The sequence below is a fragment of the Cronobacter sakazakii genome (genome assembly GCF_000982825.1).
GTDB lineage: Bacteria > Pseudomonadota > Gammaproteobacteria > Enterobacterales > Enterobacteriaceae > Cronobacter > Cronobacter sakazakii.
In genome coordinates, this window is sequence record NZ_CP011047.1 from 1568823 (window position 1) to 1585231 (window position 16409).

A 16409-nucleotide genomic window follows, 5' to 3' on the forward strand; every position below is an offset into this window, starting at 1 on the left:
TCTCCCTTACAACGGTGTCTGAATTATAGCCGGGCTGAAGATCTGGCGAGCCACCTGTTTCTGGTAGCGGGCGGGCGTAATGCCGTAGCGGCGGGTGAAGGCGCGGGTCAGGTGCGGCTGATCGGTAAGGCCCACGGCCGCCGCGACATCAGCGGCGGGCAGGCCAGCGGCGAGAAACTGTTTGGCGCGCCACAGGCGCACCGCCATCAGCATCTGGTGCGGCGTAACGTCATAGCGCGCTTTGAACTGGCGCTGGAAATGATAAGGGCTTAACGCCGCTTCGGCGGCAATCTCATCGAGCGTCAGCGGCAGCATGTAGTTTTCGTAAAGAAACTCGCGCACCCGGTCGAAGCGGTGCGCGCCTTCGGCAGCCTGCGGCGCGTGGCGCGCGTACGGACGGAAGGTGTCGATAAGATCAAGCAGCAACCCCTGCTGCGCGAGCGTATCCGGCGCGGACCAGAGTGCGGCGATAAGCTGGCCGGTCTGGCGGGCGCGTAGCGGATCGTGTCGCTCCACCTCGGCAAACCACCAGAGACGCTCGCCGGTGAGCTGCGCCAGCGTTTCGGGCTCCAGATAAATCATCCGGTAGCGCCAGCCCTGCTGGGTCGCCGCTTCGCCGGTATGCAGTTCATCGGGGTTCATGGTGACGAGCGAATTCACCGCCGCCACGTGCTGCGCGCCACGGTAGCGAAAGCGCTCGGCACCAAGCTCAATCGCGCCGATGCCAAAGGCTTCGTGGGTGTGTGGCTCAAAAGCGTAATGCGTGATATGGGCGTGATAAAGCTCCACGCCCGGCAGCGCAGGCAGTTGCCGGAAGCGGGCGCTGTCGCGTTCGTCGGTGAACTGATCGGGTACGCCGTGCACAGGAGCTCTCCACGAAGGGTAAGTCCCCATTATAAGAACAACGGTGACCTTCGCCACCGTAATTAACAATTAATTAACCTGGCGGTTATTCGATGCGGGAGAGGTCGGCGTCGTTGCAACCGGCGTTGCGGCACTCGCGCTCAATGCTTTTCAGCAGCGCAATACGAGCGGCCATTTTTTCGTTGGCGCACCCGAGCAGCAGCGTGGAGCCTTCCGCGCACTCGTGATCGCGCACTTTCAGCCAGGAGATCTGGGCGTTTTTCACGACCTGTTTCTGCGCAGGCGAGAGCACGGACATGGTGTTTTTATATTGCTGGTTGAGGTCGCGGTCGCCCTGAACCATTTCCAGCGCGGCGCAGTAGGTGGTGTCATACGGGCTGCGCGGATTGTCACAGCTCATGGACCACGCGGCGGCGCTGCACAGCAGCAGCGGAAGTGCGAGAAGGTGTGCTTTCATGAGGATCCCTGTTTTCGGTTTATTGTTTTGAGCGCCTGTGGCAGGCGCTCGCATTGTATCCGGCAGGCACAGGGAAAGCAGCCTGCCAGATTTAATATTACGGTTTCAGACTCTCACGCAGGCTCGCTTCAAGCGAGGTGGTCGGGCGGCCAATGAGCGCGCTGAGCTGGTGGCTGTCATCAAACAGGCCGCCTTTGGACGCGCCGATATCGGAATCCGCCAGCAGCCTCGCAAAGCCTTCCGGCAGGCCCGCGCCCGTGAGCGCCGCGGCGAAATCCGCCTCGCTCAAATTCTGATACGCGACCGTTTTGCCGGTCTCTTTACTTAACAGCGCGCTTAAATCGCGAAGCGTCCAGGCGTGGTCGCCCGCCAGTTCGTAGACGCGCCCGGCCTGGTTATCGAGCGTCAGCACTTTCGCAGCGGCTTCGGCATAATCCTGACGGCTGGCGGAGGCGATTTTCCCGTCGCCTGCGCTGCCAATAAACACGCCGTGCTCAAGCGCCGGCGGCACGCTCGCCAGATAGTTTTCGGTGTACCAGCCGTTACGCAGCAGCACATAAGGAATACCGGCATCCGCGAGCATCTTTTCAGTAGCGACATGTTCTTCGGCAAGCCCCAGCGGCGAGCGATCGGCGTGCAGCAGGCTGGTGTAAGCGATGAGTTTCACGCCTGCGGTTTTCGCGGCGTCGATAACATTACGGTGCTGCGGCGCGCGCTGGCCGACTTCACTTGATGAGATGAGCAGCAGCTTTTCCACGCCCGCGAGTGCCGCGGTGAGCGCCGCCGCGTCGTTGTAATCGGCCGCGCGAACCTGGACGCCTCTGGCGCTAAGCGCGGCGGCTTTCGCCGGGTTGCGGACAATCGCGACAATCTCCTGTGCCGCAACGGTGTTCAGCAGGGTATCAATCACGCGCTGGCCAAGCTGGCCGGTAGCGCCGGTAATCGCAATCATGGTCTTTTCCTTTGTCTCGGTTGGGTGTTGTGGCACACTATCACTCAAACTAACTTTTAGTAAGTACGTACAAAAAGGTAAGTATGAAATGACCCGTTCTACCCTGAGTGAGCAGTTACGCGACGGCAATCTGTTCGCCGAAGAATGCCCGTCACGCGATGTGCTGAAACATGTCACCAGCCGCTGGGGCGTGCTAATCCTGGTGGCGCTGCGCGACGGTACGCACCGTTTCAGCGATCTGCGCCGGAAAATGGGCGGCGTGAGCGAGAAGATGCTGGCGCAGTCGTTACAGGCGCTGGAGCAGGACGGTTTTGTCGATCGCGTCTCGTATCCGGTGGTGCCGCCGCATGTGGAATACAGCCTGACGCCGCTCGGCGTGGAGGTGAGCGAGAAGGTGGCCGCGCTGGCCGACTGGATTGAAGTTAATCTGCCGCAGGTGCTGGCGAACCGTGGGGAGCAAGCGGCGTGAGCGCCGGGTTCTGGTGCTGAAGACAGGATGCCGGGTGCGGCTGCGCCTTACCCGGCCTGGGAGGGGATTGGTTGGCGTGAGTGCCGGGTGCGGCTGCGCCTTACCCGGCCTACGGGAGGAGTGGTTTGTCTGGGGGCCGGGTGCGGCTGCGCCTTACCCGGCCTACGGGGGAAATGGTTGGCCTGAGTGCCGTTACTTCGACAGATCCAGCTGATACACCGCAAAACCGATATCGTCTTTGCCGACGCTGGTCATCGGGTATTGCGCTTTCTCTTTGATGAACGCCGCCGCTTTGTCAGAAGGCGAGGTTTCAAAGCGGATATCCAGCTTGTGGTTGCCCGCAATCGGCGCGAGACGCCAGTTGTTATCCGCGGCCGGGTGAATTTCGCCCGCGCGTTTGGTTTCGGCACCAATCCACGCCGCCAGCACCGCGCGGTTCTCGTCCGGCGAGGCAAACGCGATATGGCTGTCGCCGGTGCCGGCAAACTTGCCGCCATAAGCGCGATAGTTATTGGTGGCGACCAGGAACGTCGCGTTCGGATCGATAGGCTTGCCGTTAAACGTCAGGTTTTTGATGCGTTCCGCTTTCGGGTTGATCGTCTGGCATTCACCGTCATAGCGGGCGGGCTGCGTCACGTCTATCTGGTAATTCACGCCGTCGATAACGTCGAAGTTATAGGTGCGAAAACCGTCCCAGTTCAGCAGCGACTGCGGCTTCGTGCTGTTGACGTCAATCTGATTAAACTGCCCGGCGGAGCACTCCAGCCACGCTTTTACTTCCGCGCCTGTTGCCTTCACCACCACCAGCGTGTTGGGGTAGAGGTAAAGATCGGCGGCGTTACGCAGCGTCAACTGGCCTTTTTCCACTTCCACGAAGCTTGCCGGATCGTTTTTACGCCCGCCCACTTTAAACGGCGCGGCGGCGGAGAGCACCGGTAACTGCGCCAGATCCGGATCGCCCTGAATAAAGTGTTCCACGTAAGCTTTCTGCGCGTTGTTCACCACCTGCACGGTTGGATCGTCCTGCACCAGCGCCAGATAGCTGTACATCGGATCGGCGGATTTCCCGACCGGCTGGCTGACAAATTCGCGCGTGGCGTCGTGATCCGCTTTCAGCACTTTCACCAGCGCCGGATCTTCAGCGGCGAGCGATTTCTTCGCCTGGGTGTCGTAGATCGGGCGGGCTTCGGCTTTGCTTTGCGTCACTTTCCACTTGCCGCTGTCGTTATTCAGCACCAGATCGACTATCCCCAGATGATCGCCCCACATGCCCGGCATTACCGCCGGTACGCCGTTCAGCGTGCCTTTGGCGATATCCGCGCCTTTGATGGCGGCGAAATCTTTACCCGGGAACACCGCGTGCGCATGGCCGAAAAGAATGGCGTCCACGCCCGGCACCTTGCTTAAGTAGTAGACCGAGTTTTCCGCCATCGCTTTATATGGCTCGGCGGAAAGCCCCGAGTGCGCCACCACCACCACCAGATCGGCGCCTTCCGCGCGCATTTGCGGCACATATTTACGGGCGGTTTCGGTGATATCGTTGACGGTGACTTTGCCGCTGAGATTCGCCTTATCCCAGGTCATTATCTGCGGTGGCACAAACCCGATGTAGCCAATTTTCAGCGTATGCGGTTTGCCGTCTTTGTCCTTTACCTGGGTTTCTTTAATCAGGTACGGCGTAAAAAGCGGCTTTTGGGTTTTGGCATCGATGATGTTCGCGTTGACGTAGGGGAATGTCGCGCCAGCGAGCGCCTTATGCAGGTAATCGAGGCCGTAGTTGAATTCATGGTTGCCGAGGTTGCCGACGGCGTAATCCAGCGTGTTCAGCGCCTTGTAGACCGGATGCACATCGCCGTCTTTCAGGCCCTTCGCGGCCATGTAATCGCCCAGCGGACTGCCCTGAATGAGGTCGCCGTTATCCACCAGCACGCTGTTGGCGGCCTCCTGGCGTGCGGCTTTGATTAAGCTTGCGGTACGCACCAGACCGAATTTTTCAGTGGGCGCGTCTTTGTAATAGTCAAAGTCCATCATGTTACTGTGCAGGTCGGTGGTTTCCAGTATGCGCAGGTCCACCGTGGCGGCGTTCACGCTGGCGGCAACCAGCGTGGCTATCATCGTTGCACTAAACTTAATCATCAGGCAGGTCCTTTTTTTCAGAGCGAAGCCACAAAAGTTTATGTATCTATCGTTTGTTGCTTACAAAAATGTGAATCCTGCCAGAAAAACGGGCAGGGAAACCGGAATCGCTTCACAGATAGCGGAACAAGACGCAATGCGATATAAAAATCATATCGATAAAACAAGGTGTTAAATCCGCAGCCGGGACGGACTGCGAAACGAGAAAGAGGTGGATGACAATGTTAGAACAGATTTGCCAACTGGCGCGCGAAGCCGGCAGCGCCATCATGGAAGTCTACGAGGGTCACAAACCGCTGGAAGCCACCCAAAAGGTTGATGATTCGCCGGTGACGGCGGCGGATATCGCAGCGCACGCGGTGATTGTCGCCGGGCTGAAAGCGCTGACGCCGCAGGTGCCGGTGCTCTCCGAAGAAGATCCGCCAGGCTGGGACGTGCGCCAGCACTGGCAGCGCTACTGGCTGGTGGACCCGCTCGACGGCACTAAAGAGTTTCTCAAGCGCAACGGCGAATTCACCGTTAATATCGCGTTGATTGAAAACGGCAAACCGGTGCTTGGCGTGGTCTACGCGCCGGTGCTGAATGTGATGTACAGCGCGGCGGAAGGCAAGGCGTGGAAAGAAGAGTGCGGCGTGCGCAAGCAGATCCAGGTGCGCGACGCGCGTCCGCCGCGTGTGGTGATAAGCCGCTCTCACGGCGATAACGCCGAATTGCAGGATTATCTGCAGCAGCTCGGCGAACACCAGACCACGTCGGTAGGCTCGTCGCTGAAGTTCTGCCTGGTGGCGGAAGGAGAAGCGCAGCTTTACCCGCGTTTCGGGCCGACGAATATCTGGGATACGGCGGCAGGCCACGCCGTGGCGGTCGCCGCCGGGGCGCAGGTTCACGACTGGCAGGGTAAAACGCTGGATTACACGCCGCGTGAGTCGTTCCTGAACCCCAGCTTCCGGGTCACTATTTACTGAGTAACTGTTGCAGCAGGTTCATGACCTGCTGCACTTCTTCCTGCGTCAGCCCGCCATCTTTCGCGTACCGCACGCGCCCGTCTTTATCCAGCACCACAATCGCCGAGCTTCCCGGCTCAAGCTGCCAGGCTTTCTGGGCCACGCCGTTGCTGTCAACGATAAACTGCGACCACGGATACTGCTGTTTATTGCTCTCAATGCTGTTGCGAACAAACATCCCGGTGCCGGGAATGGCGTCGTCGCTGTTCACAATCGTTGTGGTCTGGTAGCGGTCGTGCGGGAATTTCGCGGCTTTGATGGCTTCAATCAGCCCCGCATTTTTCTCTTTTGCCGAGGTGCGCCCGGCAATATGTTGCAGCACTCGCACTTTTCCAGGTAACTGCGCGCTGTTCCAGTTTTTGTAGCTAAACTGATCTTTATTCAGCATCAGCTCGCCTTTGTCGTTAATGCCGATGGGCGGCACGCGGTCGTTTTCTTTGAAGTTATGTGCCGAGGCCATCAGCGGCAGCAGCAGGCAGCTCAGCGCCAGCATTCCGCGCAGGGTCATAGGTGGCTCCTTTTTCGATTTTGCAGGTGATCGGACCACTTGGGCCCATTGCTTTTTAGCTTAATTGTTAATTTTCTGTTTTCACGCAACCACAGTGCCAGTTTGCGGGCGAACGCACAGAAACCGTTAAAAAAAGCGGCATTCTCCTGCGCTCCGTAGAGTTTTGAAAAGAAAATTCTGAAAGAATGTAATAAAAGCGTAAATAAAGTCAGGCAGAGTGGGTGCTCCCGAACTTCTGGTCTATAGTCATCTGGCAACAAATTTTGCGTCTTAATCATGATGGTCCAAATGTGGCACCACGAGGGCGTAATTCAGCAGGAGAGAACAATGAAAATTTTCCAACGTTACAACCCGCTTCAGGTGGCGAAGTACGTGAAGATCCTGTTTCGTGGACGGTTGTATATCAAGGATGTTGGCGCTTTCGAGTTCGATAAAGGCAAAATCCTCGTCCCGAAAGTGAAGGACAAACAGCACTACTCCGTCATGTCCGAAGTCAACCGTCAGGTTATGCGTCTCCAGACCGAGATGGCGTAACGACAGCGTTGTACGTATGCAGTAAGACAAACGGCCCCGATGGGGCCGTTAGTGTTTTGAGGCTCAGGCGGCGTTCTGCTCGTCTGGCAGTTTGGGCGTCAGCACACCCGGCTTGTTGTCGATGCGCGTCACCAGCAGCTGGTCGATGCGGTAGTTATCGATATCCACCACTTCAAACTTATACCCGGAGAACTTCACCGCGTCGGTGCGTTTCGGGATTTTGCGCAGCATAAACATCATAAAGCCGCCGATGGTTTCGTAGTTGCCGGACTGCGGGAACTCGTCGATATCCAGCACGCGCATGACGTCGTCAATCGGCGTGCCGCCGTCAATCAGCCAGGAGTTTTCGTCGCGCGCGACGATCTGCTCTTCCAGCCCCTGACCGACCAGATCGCCCATCAGCGTGGTCATCACGTCGTTCAGCGTGATAAGCCCCACCACCAGCGCATACTCGTTCATGATAACCGCGAAGTCTTCACCCGCCGTTTTGAAGCTCTCCAGCGCCTCGGAGAGCGTCAGCGTATCCGGCACGATAAGCGTGTTGCGGATCTGCACGCCGCTGGTCAGCGCCAGGCTCTGGTTGGCCAGCACGCGGTTCAGCAGGTCTTTGGAATCGACATAACCGATGATGTGGTCGATATCCTGATTACAGACCAGGAACTTGGAGTGCGGATGCTCCGCCACTTTGTTCTTCAGGCTCTGCTCATCTTCATGGAGATCGAACCAGACGATGTTTTCACGTGAGGTCATGGAGGACGGCACGGTGCGCGACTCCAGCTCAAACACGTTTTCGATAAGCTCGTGCTCCTGCTTGCGCAGGACGCCCGCGAGCGCGCCGGCTTCCACCACCGCGTAGATATCGTCGGAGGTGATGTCATCTTTACGCACCATCGGCAGCTTGAAGATGCGGAAAATCACATTCGCCATGCCGTTGAAGAACCACACCAGCGGGCGGAATACGAACAGACAGAAGCGCATCGGGTTGATGATGCGCAAAGCCACGGCTTCTGGCGCAATCATACCGATGCGTTTCGGGGTCAGGTCGGCGAAGAGAATGAATAGGCTGGTGACGAGCGTAAAGGAGAGAATAAAGCTCACCTGCTCGGCGGCCTCGGGGGAGATAAACCGCACCAGCAGCGTGTAGAACGCCGGGGAAAACGCCGCATCGCCCACGATACCGCCAAGAATGGCGACGGCGTTCAGGCCAATCTGCACCACGGTAAAGAAGGTGCCGGGGTTTTCCTGCATCTTCAGCACCCGTTGGGCGTTGATGTTGCCGTCATCGGCCAGCAGCTTGAGTTTGATTTTACGGGAGGCGGCAAGCGAGATCTCGGAAAGCGAGAAAAAGGAGCTGACGCCAATGAGACAAAGTATCAGTAAAATACTGTTTAACATATCTTATCCAGCCATCGCCGGATCCTCGGAAGGGAAGTTGATTATTGTGTGAAAACACGGTGAATGCAGGCTGTAGAGAAGGAGGCCTGCAAATTCAAAGGGTAGTATAGCGTAAGCCCCGGCGTGGCTGCCAGAGGGCTTGCGCAACGGGTGAAGAAAGCGCCCGCCGCGTAGGGAAATTGCTGCGGGCGTAAACGGTCAGATCTCCGGTACGTTTTCGTAGCCTGTCAGCATCAGCAGCAGGTTTTCTTTGGTGCCTGCCGGGTTAAAGCTGTAATTGCCGCCCTGGCGGTCACCGCCAATGTACCAGGCGATTTCGGTTTTCCCGGCCGCCAGCGCGGCCCGCACGGCTTTATCGACATCCACGTAGCGATAGATTCGCGCGTTATCGAGATACAGAATGCCGTCAGATTTGTAGTTACACGCCGGACGATTATTCCAGTTCACCTGATGCTCATCCCACTGCGTATCGGCCGGGTAAAAAAAGATCTGATTCGCGCCTTCGCCGTTTTTCCCGCCATAAATGCGAATTTTATATTTAAACAGCGCGGCATCGGCGTCGGAATAGCCTTCAGGCAGCGGCGGGATGGAAAATTTCACCAGCGACATGACCTCTTTATTGGCGGTGCGTCCCCCGTTGCGCCAGTCATCCTGCACCTGCAGCGTCGGCTCGTCACCAAAGTTACGGCCCGGCTCCGCGCTGCTGACAAACGTATCGGCGCTGGCGCGTTGGTAACTGAACGGAATATTGGTGCCGCAGTCCATATTTTTGTTCATGCATTCTTCGGTCATAAACTGCGCCGATTACACCGGCCAGCCATTCATAAAGTCGCCATGCGCGGTGTAGATACTGCCCCATTTCTCAATGCGGGTTTCGCCATCCATCTGCGGGTCCATCGACAGCTGGATTTTTGCGGTATCAAACGAGGTAATCTGTGGCAGAACCCAGGCGACGTTCATATTCACCGTCGGGATTTTCACCGGGAAGTCCGCCGGGCACGCGCCTGCGTCGTTGGTGTAGGTGGCGTTCATCCTGCCGCGTGCGGGTTTGAGGTTGACGCCATCCCAGCAGTTCGGGAACTGGATACCGATATTAAACTGTACCGCATCGCCTTTCTGGCGTAACCCGCAGACTTCGCCTGCCGTATTGGTATACCCCTTGCCATTGGCGCACAGGAAGGTGATGCGCCGGTTAGGCCCGGTGCCGTAATGATCGCCCGCCAGCAACTCAAGACCGGGCGGGAAGGGGGTCAGGGGGTAAGTATCTACACTGGTGCTTTGATAGTAGGTTTTCTGGTAGGCAGGTTTGACGATTTGTCCGTCGGGCAACTTCATGGTGGGAACCCACCAGGCGGAGCTGTCCGCTTTGTTATTACAGGTATTATCCGGCTGGTTTCGCAGCCGGACATAATCGGAATAAGCGTCGGTATGGGTATTGCCAAAGAAGTCATGCAGCATGGCGTGGTTTGGCATGCCATACATCATGATGGCATCGTCGCCAGCGGTATGGTGGTAAGCACAGTCAACATCCGCCTGGGGACCGGCCCAGGCGGAAAGCGCACTAAGACCGGTCACCACCGGGATAAACGAGCGTAACAGCGTGATGAGTTTCATAGCAGTTCTCCGCAACCAGTGTCGGTTGAGGGATAGCATGGGCGCGCCGCTTAACGCCTCTCATCACTTATCACAAATCCTGATAATACAATGATTGATGAATTGTTACGCCTCGGGTGGCAGGCACACGCCGATGCCGCCGATGCCGCAATAGCCGTACGGATTTTTGTGCAGATACTGCTGGTGTTCGTCTTCGGCATAGTAAAACGGTTTGGCCGGGGCGATTTCTGTCGTGATATGGCGATAGTCGCCCGCCGCTTCCATCGCCGCGCGGAACCGTTCGAGGCTCGCCTGCGCCGCGGCCTCTTGCTCCGGCGTTAACGGGTAAATCGCCGAACGGTATTGCGTCCCGACATCATTACCCTGACGCATCCCCTGTGCCGGATCGTGGTTTTCCCAGAACACCTGCAACAGCTGTTCGTAGCTGATGACGTTCGGGTCATAGACCACGCGCACCGCTTCGGCGTGCCCCGTCTGCCCGCTGCAGACTTCGCGGTAGGTCGGGTTTGGCGTATAACCGCCGGTGTAGCCTGCCGCGGTGCTGTAGACGCCCGGCAGCGCCCAGAAGAGTCTCTCCACGCCCCAGAAGCAGCCCATCGCGAATAACGCCACCTCCATTCCTTCCGGCACATTGGTCATTGAGTGCCCGGTCACGGTATGCAACGCTGCCACCGGCATACGGGTGTTACGCCCCGGCAGAGCCTCTTCTTCGGTAATCATTTGTTTCTTATCAAAAAAACTCATAGGGCCGACCTCCTGAAAAATGTTAAGCGTGCAAATTCTCGCCTGCGGTTGTCACGAAGCGGCTCTTTGCCCACAATAAACCTCTTAAATGCGACTAAATTAAACATAAGAAATATTTGGGTGATCGTCTTCATTTCAACTCCATTTACCGGAGTTTTGTCAGGCCGCGGAGCGGCATCAGGTTTCCTCCCGGGAGTGGGAATAAGGGATATTCAGGAGAAAACGTGCCATTAATCCGTAACTTGTGCTGGGCCACGCTGCTGGTGGCGGGCGCCTCGACCGCTGCGCCTGTCCGTTTGCAGGTGGAAGGGTTGACCGGCGCGCTACAAAAAAACGTCCGCGCTCAGCTTTCCACGATTCAGACGGATGAGGTCACGCCGGACCGCCGCTTTCGCGCGCGCGTCGATGACGCCATCCGCAACGGGCTGAAAGCGCTGGGCTACTACGAACCGACCATTGATTTCGAACTGCGTGAACCGCCGCCGGGCGGGCGTCGCCAGGTGTTGCTGGCGCGGGTTAACGCGGGCAAACCGGTGCTTATCGCCGGAACGAATGTGATTCTGCGCGGCGGCGCGCGCGACGATAAAGAGTACCTGGCGCTGCTGAAAAAGCGTCCCGCCATCGGCACAGTGCTGAACCATAACGACTACGACAGTTTCAAAAAAGGGCTGACCAGCCTGGCGCTGCGTCGGGGCTATTTCGACAGCGAATATAAAAAAAGCCAGCTTGGCGTTTCGGTGGAGCGTCGCGAGGCATTCTGGGATATCGATTACGACAGCGGGCAGCGCTACCGCTTCGGCGATGTCACCTTCAGCGGCTCGCAGATCCGCGAAGAGTATCTGCAAAACCTGGTGCCGTTTAAAAAGGGCGATTATTACCAGTCAAGCGACGTAGCAGAGCTCAGCCGCCGTTTATCCGCCACCGGCTGGTTTAACTCGGTCGTCGTGGCGCCGGAATTTGAAAAATCCCGTAAGACCAAAGTGCTGCCGCTGCGGGGCGTGGTCTCGCCGCGCATTAAAAATACCGTCGAAGTGGGCGCGGGGTACTCCACTGACGTCGGACCGCGTCTCAAAGCGAACTGGCGCAAACCGTGGATCAATTCTTACGGCCATAGCCTGACCACCTCGACCAGTATCTCCGCGCCGGAGCAGCAGCTCGATTTCAGCTATAAAATGCCGCTGCTGAAGAACCCGCTGGAGCAATATTATCTGGTGCAGGGCGGCTTTAAGCGCACCGATCTCAACGATACCGAAGCAGATTCCACCACGCTTGCCGTCTCCCGCTACTGGGATCTCTCCAGCGGCTGGCAGCGCGCCATTAACCTGCGCTGGAGTCTGGATCACTTTACCCAGGCCAACGTCACCCATACCACGATGCTGCTCTATCCGGGCGTGATGCTAAGCCGCACTCGCTCACGCGGTGGCCTGATGCCGACGTGGGGCGATTCACAGCGCTATTCCATTGACTACTCTGACTCCGCCTGGGGCTCTGACGTCGATTTCGTCGTCCTGCAGGCGCAAAACGTCTGGATACGCACGCTCTATGACAAACATCGCTTTGTGGCGCGCGGCAACCTCGGCTGGATAGAAACCAACGACTTTGAGCGCGTGCCGCCGGACCTGCGCTTCTTCGCGGGCGGCGACCGCAGCATCCGCGGTTATAAATATAAATCTATCTCTCCTAAAGATGACGACGGCAAGCTGACCGGCGCCTCGAAACTCGCTACCGGCTCGCTGGAATACCAGTACAACGTGACCGGCAAATGGTGGGGCGCGGTGTTTGTCGATTCCGGTGAAGCCGTCAACGACATCAAGCAAAGCAATTTCAAAACTGGCGCGGGCGTCGGGGTGCGCTGGCAGTCGCCGGTCGGGCCGATCAAGCTCGATTTCGCGGTGCCCGTTGGCGACAAAGAGGAGCATGGTTTGCAGTTTTACATCGGTCTGGGGCCTGAATTATGAGTCGTATGAAAAAAATCAGCCTCGCCGTTCTGGCCGTTGTCGTGCTGCTTATCGCAACCGTTGGCTTTCTGGTGGGCACCACCACGGGTTTACACCTGGTTTTCAACGCCGCTAACCGCTGGGTGCCGGGGCTGGATATTGGCCGCGTCACGGGCGGCTGGCGTGACCTGACTATCACCTCGCTGCGCTACCAGCAGCCGGGCGTGGACGTTAACGCCGGCGAAATCCATCTTTCCGTGAAGCTCGCCTGCCTGCGCGACAGCAGCCTGTGCGTGAATGATTTCTCGCTGAAAGATATCAACGTGGTCGTCGATACCAAAAAAATGCCGCCAGCGGCGAAAGTGGAAGAAGAAGAGAGTGGGCCGCTTGATCTCTCCACGCCGTACCCGATTACGCTGAGCCGGGCGGCGCTGCATAACGTCAATATCAAAATCGACGATACGCTGGTGTCGGTGATGGATTTCAGCTCGGGCCTCGCCTGGGAGAGCCGCAATCTGACGCTCAACCCGACCTCGTTACAGGGGCTGCTCATCGCGCTGCCCAAAGCGGCGGATGTGGCGCAGGAGGAGGTGATCGAGCCGAAGGTGAATAACCCGCAGCCGCAGGAGAAACCGCTCGGCGAGACGCTGCGTGAGCTGTTCGCTAAACCTGTGCTGCCGGAGATGACGGATGTCCATCTGCCGCTCAACCTGACGGTGGAAAATTTTCACGGCGAACAGCTGCGCCTGACCGGCGACACCGATATTACGGTCAGTAATCTGCTGGTGAAAATCAGCAGCGTGGATGGCGTCACGAAGCTCGACACGCTGGATATCGATTCGAATCAGGGCACGGTTAACGCCACCGGCAGCGCGGAGCTGCGCAACAACTGGCCGGTCGATATTACGCTTAACAGCACGCTGAACGTGGAGCCGCTCAAGGGCGAGAAAGTGAAGCTCAAAGTGGGCGGCGCGCTGCGCGACCAACTGGAGTTCGGCGTCAATCTTTCCGGCCCGGTGGATGTAGTGCTGCGCGGGCAGACGAAACTTGCCGAAGCGGGCTTGCCGCTCAATCTGGATATTACCAGCGAGCAGCTCTACTGGCCGCTCACTGGCCCGAAACAGTATCAGGCTGACGATCTTAAACTGAAGCTTTCCGGCAAAATGACCGATTACGCGCTGTCGTTCCGTACCGCCGTGAAAGGCGATCAACTGCCGCCCGCCACCATTACGCTTGACGGTAAGGGCAATGAACAGCAGATCAACATTGATAAGCTGGATGTCGCGGCGCTGCAGGGCCACACCACGCTGACCGCGTTGCTCGACTGGCAGCAGGCCATCAGCTGGCGCGGCGAACTGGCGCTGAAAGGCATTAACACCGCCAAACAGTACCCGGAGTGGCCGTCGAAGCTTGACGGGCTGATGAAGCTGCGCGGCAGCCTCTATGGCGGCACCTGGCAGCTTGATGTGCCGGAGCTGAAGCTCGCGGGCAACGTTAAGCAGAATAAGGTGAAGGTCGACGGGCAGCTTAAGGGCAACAGCTATCTTCAGTGGACTATCCCCGGCCTGCATCTGGAATTAGGGCGCAATAAAGCGGACGTGAAGGGCGAGCTGGGCGTTAAAGATCTGGCGCTGGACGCCACGATTGACGCGCCGGCGCTGGATAACGCGCTGCCGGGGCTCGGCGGCACAGCGAAAGGGCTGGTGAAAATTCGCGGTAACGTCGAGGCACCGGAACTTAACGCCGATGTCACCGCGCGCAACCTGCGCTGGCAGGAGCTCTCCGTCGCGCAGGTGCGCCTGCTTGGCGATGTGAAATCCACCGATCAGATCGGCGGCTCGCTGGATCTGCGCGTTGAGCGTCTGGTGCAGGGCGATATCAACCTGCGGCTGATTACGCTCGCCGCCAAAGGCAATGAAAAGTCACATCAGATGGCGCTGCGCGTGCAGGGCGAGCCGGTCTCCGGGCAGCTCGACCTGCGCGGCAGCTTTGACCGTCAGGCGATGCGCTGGCGCGGCGAGATTGATAATACGCGCTTCGCCACGCCAGTCGGCCCATGGGCGCTAAGCCGCGCGCTGACGCTCGACTACCGCGGGCAGGAGCAGAAAATCGCCATCGGCCCGCACTGCTGGCGTAACCCGAACGCCGAGCTCTGCGTTCCGCAAACCATCGATGCGGGCGCGACCGGCCGGGCGCAGGTGAATCTCAACCGTTTCGATCTGGCCATGATCAAACCGTTTATGCCGGAAGAGACGCAGGCGAGCGGGCTTTTCACCGGTAAAGCGGATGTCAGCTGGGATACCACAAAAGAAGGGCTGCCGCAGGGACAGGTGCAGCTCGCCGGGCGCGGGGTTCGCGTGACGCAACTGGTGAACGGCAATCCGCTGCTGGTGGCGTTCGACACGCTGAACCTGAACGCGGAGTTGCGTAATAACCGTGCGCGGCTCAACTGGCTGATTCGTCTCGCTAATAATGGCCAGTTCGACGGTGATATTCAGGTGGCGGACCCACAGGAGCGCCGCAATCTTTCCGGGAATATCAATATCCGTAATTTCTCGCTCGCTATCGCCAACCCGGTCTTTTCGCGCGGCGAGAAAGCGGCGGGTATTCTGAGCGCGAACCTGCGGCTTGGCGGCGACGCCCGCCAGCCGCAGCTGTTCGGCCAGATGCAGCTTAACGGCGTGGATATCGAGGGTAACTTTATGCCGTTCGATATGCAGCCGAGCCAGCTTGCCATGAACTTCAATGGCATGAGTTCGACGCTGCAGGGAGTGGTGCGCACGAAGCAGGGCGAAATCGCGCTGAACGGTAACGCCGACTGGAGCCAGATCGATAACTGGCGCGCCCGAGTGGAGGCGCGCGGCAGCCGCGTGCGGATCACCGTGCCACCGATGGTGCGCCTGGACGTTTCGCCGGATGTGGTGCTGGAGGCGACGCCAAGCCTGATTACGCTTGATGGCCGTGTGGATGTGCCGTGGGCGCGCATCGTGGTACACGATCTGCCGGAAAGCGCGGTGGGCGTCTCCAGTGATGAAGTTCTGCTCGATGAAAATCTGAAACCGGAAGAGGAGCAGCACGCTTCCATTCCGATCAATAGTAATCTCATCGTTCACGTTGGGAACAACGTGCGGATAGATGCTTTTGGGCTGAAGGCGCGTCTCACCGGCGATCTGAAAGTCGCGCAGGATAAACAGGGGCTGGGCCTGAACGGGCAGATTAATATTCCGGAAGGGCGCTTCCACGCTTACGGCCAGGATCTGCTGGTGCGTAAGGGTGAGCTGCTGTTCTCCGGTCCGCCGGACCGGCCACTCCTGAATATCGAGGCGATCCGTAACCCTGACGCCACCGAAAACGATGTGATCGCTGGCGTGCGCGTAACTGGCGAAACCGACGAGCCGAAGGTGGAAGTCTTCTCCGACCCGGCAATGTCGCAGCAGGAGGCGCTCTCTTATCTCTTGCGCGGGCAGGGGCTTGAGAGCGGGCAGAGCGACAGCGACGCCATGACGTCCATGCTGATTGGCCTGGGGGTTGCACAAAGTGGTCAGGTTGTGGGTAAAATCGGCGAGACGTTTGGCGTAAGCAATCTGGCGCTGGACACCGAAGGGGTGGGCGATTCCTCCCAGGTGGTGGTCAGCGGCTATGTACTGCCGGGTCTCCAGGTGAAATACGGCGTGGGCATTTTTGACTCGCTGGCGACGCTCACGCTAAGGTATCGCCTGATGCCTAAGCTATATCTGGAAGCGGTGTCTGGCGTAGATCAGGCACTTGATGTGCTCTATCAGTTTGAGTTTTAGC

Annotated in this window: 12 protein-coding genes and 1 pseudogene; 5 read left to right on the forward strand and 8 right to left on the reverse strand. The window is 58.3% G+C overall.

What is annotated here, in order from left to right:
• Nucleotides 1-6 precede the first annotated feature (6 nt).
• The 3 genes from CSK29544_RS07375 to CSK29544_RS07385 form a co-directional block, all read right to left on the reverse strand.
• Complete coding sequence (locus tag CSK29544_RS07375) at nucleotides 7-864, reverse strand: AraC family transcriptional regulator (RefSeq protein ID WP_029039347.1); 858 nt, start codon at nucleotides 862-864, stop codon at nucleotides 7-9.
• An 85-nt stretch (nucleotides 865-949) separates the two neighbouring features.
• Nucleotides 950-1321 carry a lysozyme inhibitor LprI family protein gene (locus CSK29544_RS07380; RefSeq protein ID WP_004385319.1) on the reverse strand — a complete coding sequence of 124 codons (372 nt, stop codon included), beginning with the start codon at nucleotides 1319-1321 and terminating at the stop codon, nucleotides 950-952.
• Between the two features lie 97 nt (nucleotides 1322-1418).
• Nucleotides 1419-2273: an SDR family oxidoreductase gene (locus CSK29544_RS07385; RefSeq protein ID WP_007887436.1), complete on the reverse strand. Its 855-nt coding sequence runs from the start codon at nucleotides 2271-2273 to the stop codon at nucleotides 1419-1421.
• An 88-nt stretch (nucleotides 2274-2361) separates the two neighbouring features.
• On the opposite strand from CSK29544_RS07385, the gene CSK29544_RS07390 reads away from it, so the two are divergent.
• Nucleotides 2362-2742, forward strand: a complete 381-nt coding sequence (locus tag CSK29544_RS07390; RefSeq protein WP_004385321.1) for a winged helix-turn-helix transcriptional regulator — start codon at nucleotides 2362-2364, stop codon at nucleotides 2740-2742.
• A 192-nt stretch (nucleotides 2743-2934) separates the two neighbouring features.
• On the opposite strand, the gene CSK29544_RS07395 is transcribed toward CSK29544_RS07390, so the two are convergent.
• Nucleotides 2935-4878, reverse strand: coding sequence for a bifunctional 2',3'-cyclic-nucleotide 2'-phosphodiesterase/3'-nucleotidase (locus CSK29544_RS07395; RefSeq protein ID WP_007887434.1), 1944 nt, complete (start codon nucleotides 4876-4878; stop codon nucleotides 2935-2937).
• Between the two features lie 221 nt (nucleotides 4879-5099).
• Here CSK29544_RS07395 and cysQ point away from each other — a divergent pair, with 221 nt between their 5' ends.
• The gene (gene cysQ, locus CSK29544_RS07400) at nucleotides 5100-5843 is read left to right on the forward strand and encodes a 3'(2'),5'-bisphosphate nucleotidase CysQ (RefSeq protein WP_007887430.1); all 744 of its coding nucleotides are present in this window, start codon (nucleotides 5100-5102) and stop codon (nucleotides 5841-5843) included.
• On the opposite strand, the gene CSK29544_RS07405 is transcribed toward cysQ, so the two are convergent.
• The gene (locus CSK29544_RS07405) at nucleotides 5833-6390 is read right to left on the reverse strand and encodes a YtfJ family protein (protein ID WP_004387561.1); all 558 of its coding nucleotides are present in this window, start codon (nucleotides 6388-6390) and stop codon (nucleotides 5833-5835) included. The two genes, cysQ and CSK29544_RS07405, sit on opposite strands and share 11 nt — an antisense overlap.
• Nucleotides 6391-6717: 327 nt before the next feature.
• Here CSK29544_RS07405 and CSK29544_RS07410 point away from each other — a divergent pair, with 327 nt between their 5' ends.
• Entirely contained in the window at nucleotides 6718-6924 is a 207-nt protein-coding gene (locus tag CSK29544_RS07410) for a DUF1107 domain-containing protein (RefSeq protein ID WP_004387562.1), read from the forward strand.
• Nucleotides 6925-6987: 63 nt separating this feature from the next.
• Here CSK29544_RS07410 and paeA read toward each other — a convergent pair whose 3' ends face one another.
• The 3 genes and pseudogenes from paeA to msrA all read right to left on the reverse strand — a co-directional run bounded on the left by paeA (nucleotide 6988) and on the right by msrA (nucleotide 10677).
• Nucleotides 6988-8319, reverse strand: a complete 1332-nt coding sequence (gene paeA, locus CSK29544_RS07415) for a polyamine export protein PaeA (RefSeq protein WP_007887421.1) — start codon at nucleotides 8317-8319, stop codon at nucleotides 6988-6990.
• Nucleotides 8320-8517: 198 nt separating this feature from the next.
• Nucleotides 8518-9933, reverse strand: a pseudogene (locus CSK29544_RS07420) (CBM96 family carbohydrate-binding protein).
• A 105-nt stretch (nucleotides 9934-10038) separates the two neighbouring features.
• Nucleotides 10039-10677, reverse strand: a complete 639-nt coding sequence (gene msrA / locus CSK29544_RS07425; protein WP_007887408.1) for a peptide-methionine (S)-S-oxide reductase MsrA — start codon at nucleotides 10675-10677, stop codon at nucleotides 10039-10041.
• Between the two features lie 224 nt (nucleotides 10678-10901).
• On the opposite strand from msrA, the gene tamA reads away from it, so the two are divergent.
• On the forward strand, nucleotides 10902-12635 hold the full coding sequence (gene tamA, locus CSK29544_RS07430; protein WP_015386325.1) for an autotransporter assembly complex protein TamA: 1734 nt from the start codon (nucleotides 10902-10904) through the stop codon (nucleotides 12633-12635).
• Entirely contained in the window at nucleotides 12632-16408 is a 3777-nt protein-coding gene (tamB, locus tag CSK29544_RS07435) for an autotransporter assembly complex protein TamB (protein WP_007887402.1), read from the forward strand. Before tamA ends, tamB begins: the two co-directional genes overlap by 4 nt.
• The last annotated feature ends 1 nt before the right edge of the window (nucleotide 16409 follow it).

What these genes read in the sequence shown, in the direction of transcription:
- CSK29544_RS07380 (WP_004385319.1), bottom strand. Translation starts at nt 1,321, where the DNA reads ATGAAAGCACACCTTCTCGCACTTCCGCTGCTGCTGTGCAGCGCCGCC.
- CSK29544_RS07385 (WP_007887436.1), bottom strand. Translation starts at nt 2,273, where the DNA reads ATGATTGCGATTACCGGCGCTACCGGCCAGCTTGGCCAGCGCGTGATT.
- CSK29544_RS07390 (WP_004385321.1), top strand. Translation starts at nt 2,362, where the DNA reads ATGACCCGTTCTACCCTGAGTGAGCAGTTACGCGACGGCAATCTGTTC.
- CSK29544_RS07395 (WP_007887434.1), bottom strand. Translation starts at nt 4,878, where the DNA reads ATGATTAAGTTTAGTGCAACGATGATAGCCACGCTGGTTGCCGCCAGC.
- cysQ (WP_007887430.1), top strand. Translation starts at nt 5,100, where the DNA reads ATGTTAGAACAGATTTGCCAACTGGCGCGCGAAGCCGGCAGCGCCATC.
- CSK29544_RS07405 (WP_004387561.1), bottom strand. Translation starts at nt 6,390, where the DNA reads ATGACCCTGCGCGGAATGCTGGCGCTGAGCTGCCTGCTGCTGCCGCTG.
- CSK29544_RS07410 (WP_004387562.1), top strand. Translation starts at nt 6,718, where the DNA reads ATGAAAATTTTCCAACGTTACAACCCGCTTCAGGTGGCGAAGTACGTG.
- paeA (WP_007887421.1), bottom strand. Translation starts at nt 8,319, where the DNA reads ATGTTAAACAGTATTTTACTGATACTTTGTCTCATTGGCGTCAGCTCC.
- msrA (WP_007887408.1), bottom strand. Translation starts at nt 10,677, where the DNA reads ATGAGTTTTTTTGATAAGAAACAAATGATTACCGAAGAAGAGGCTCTG.
- tamB (WP_007887402.1), top strand. Translation starts at nt 12,632, where the DNA reads ATGAGTCGTATGAAAAAAATCAGCCTCGCCGTTCTGGCCGTTGTCGTG.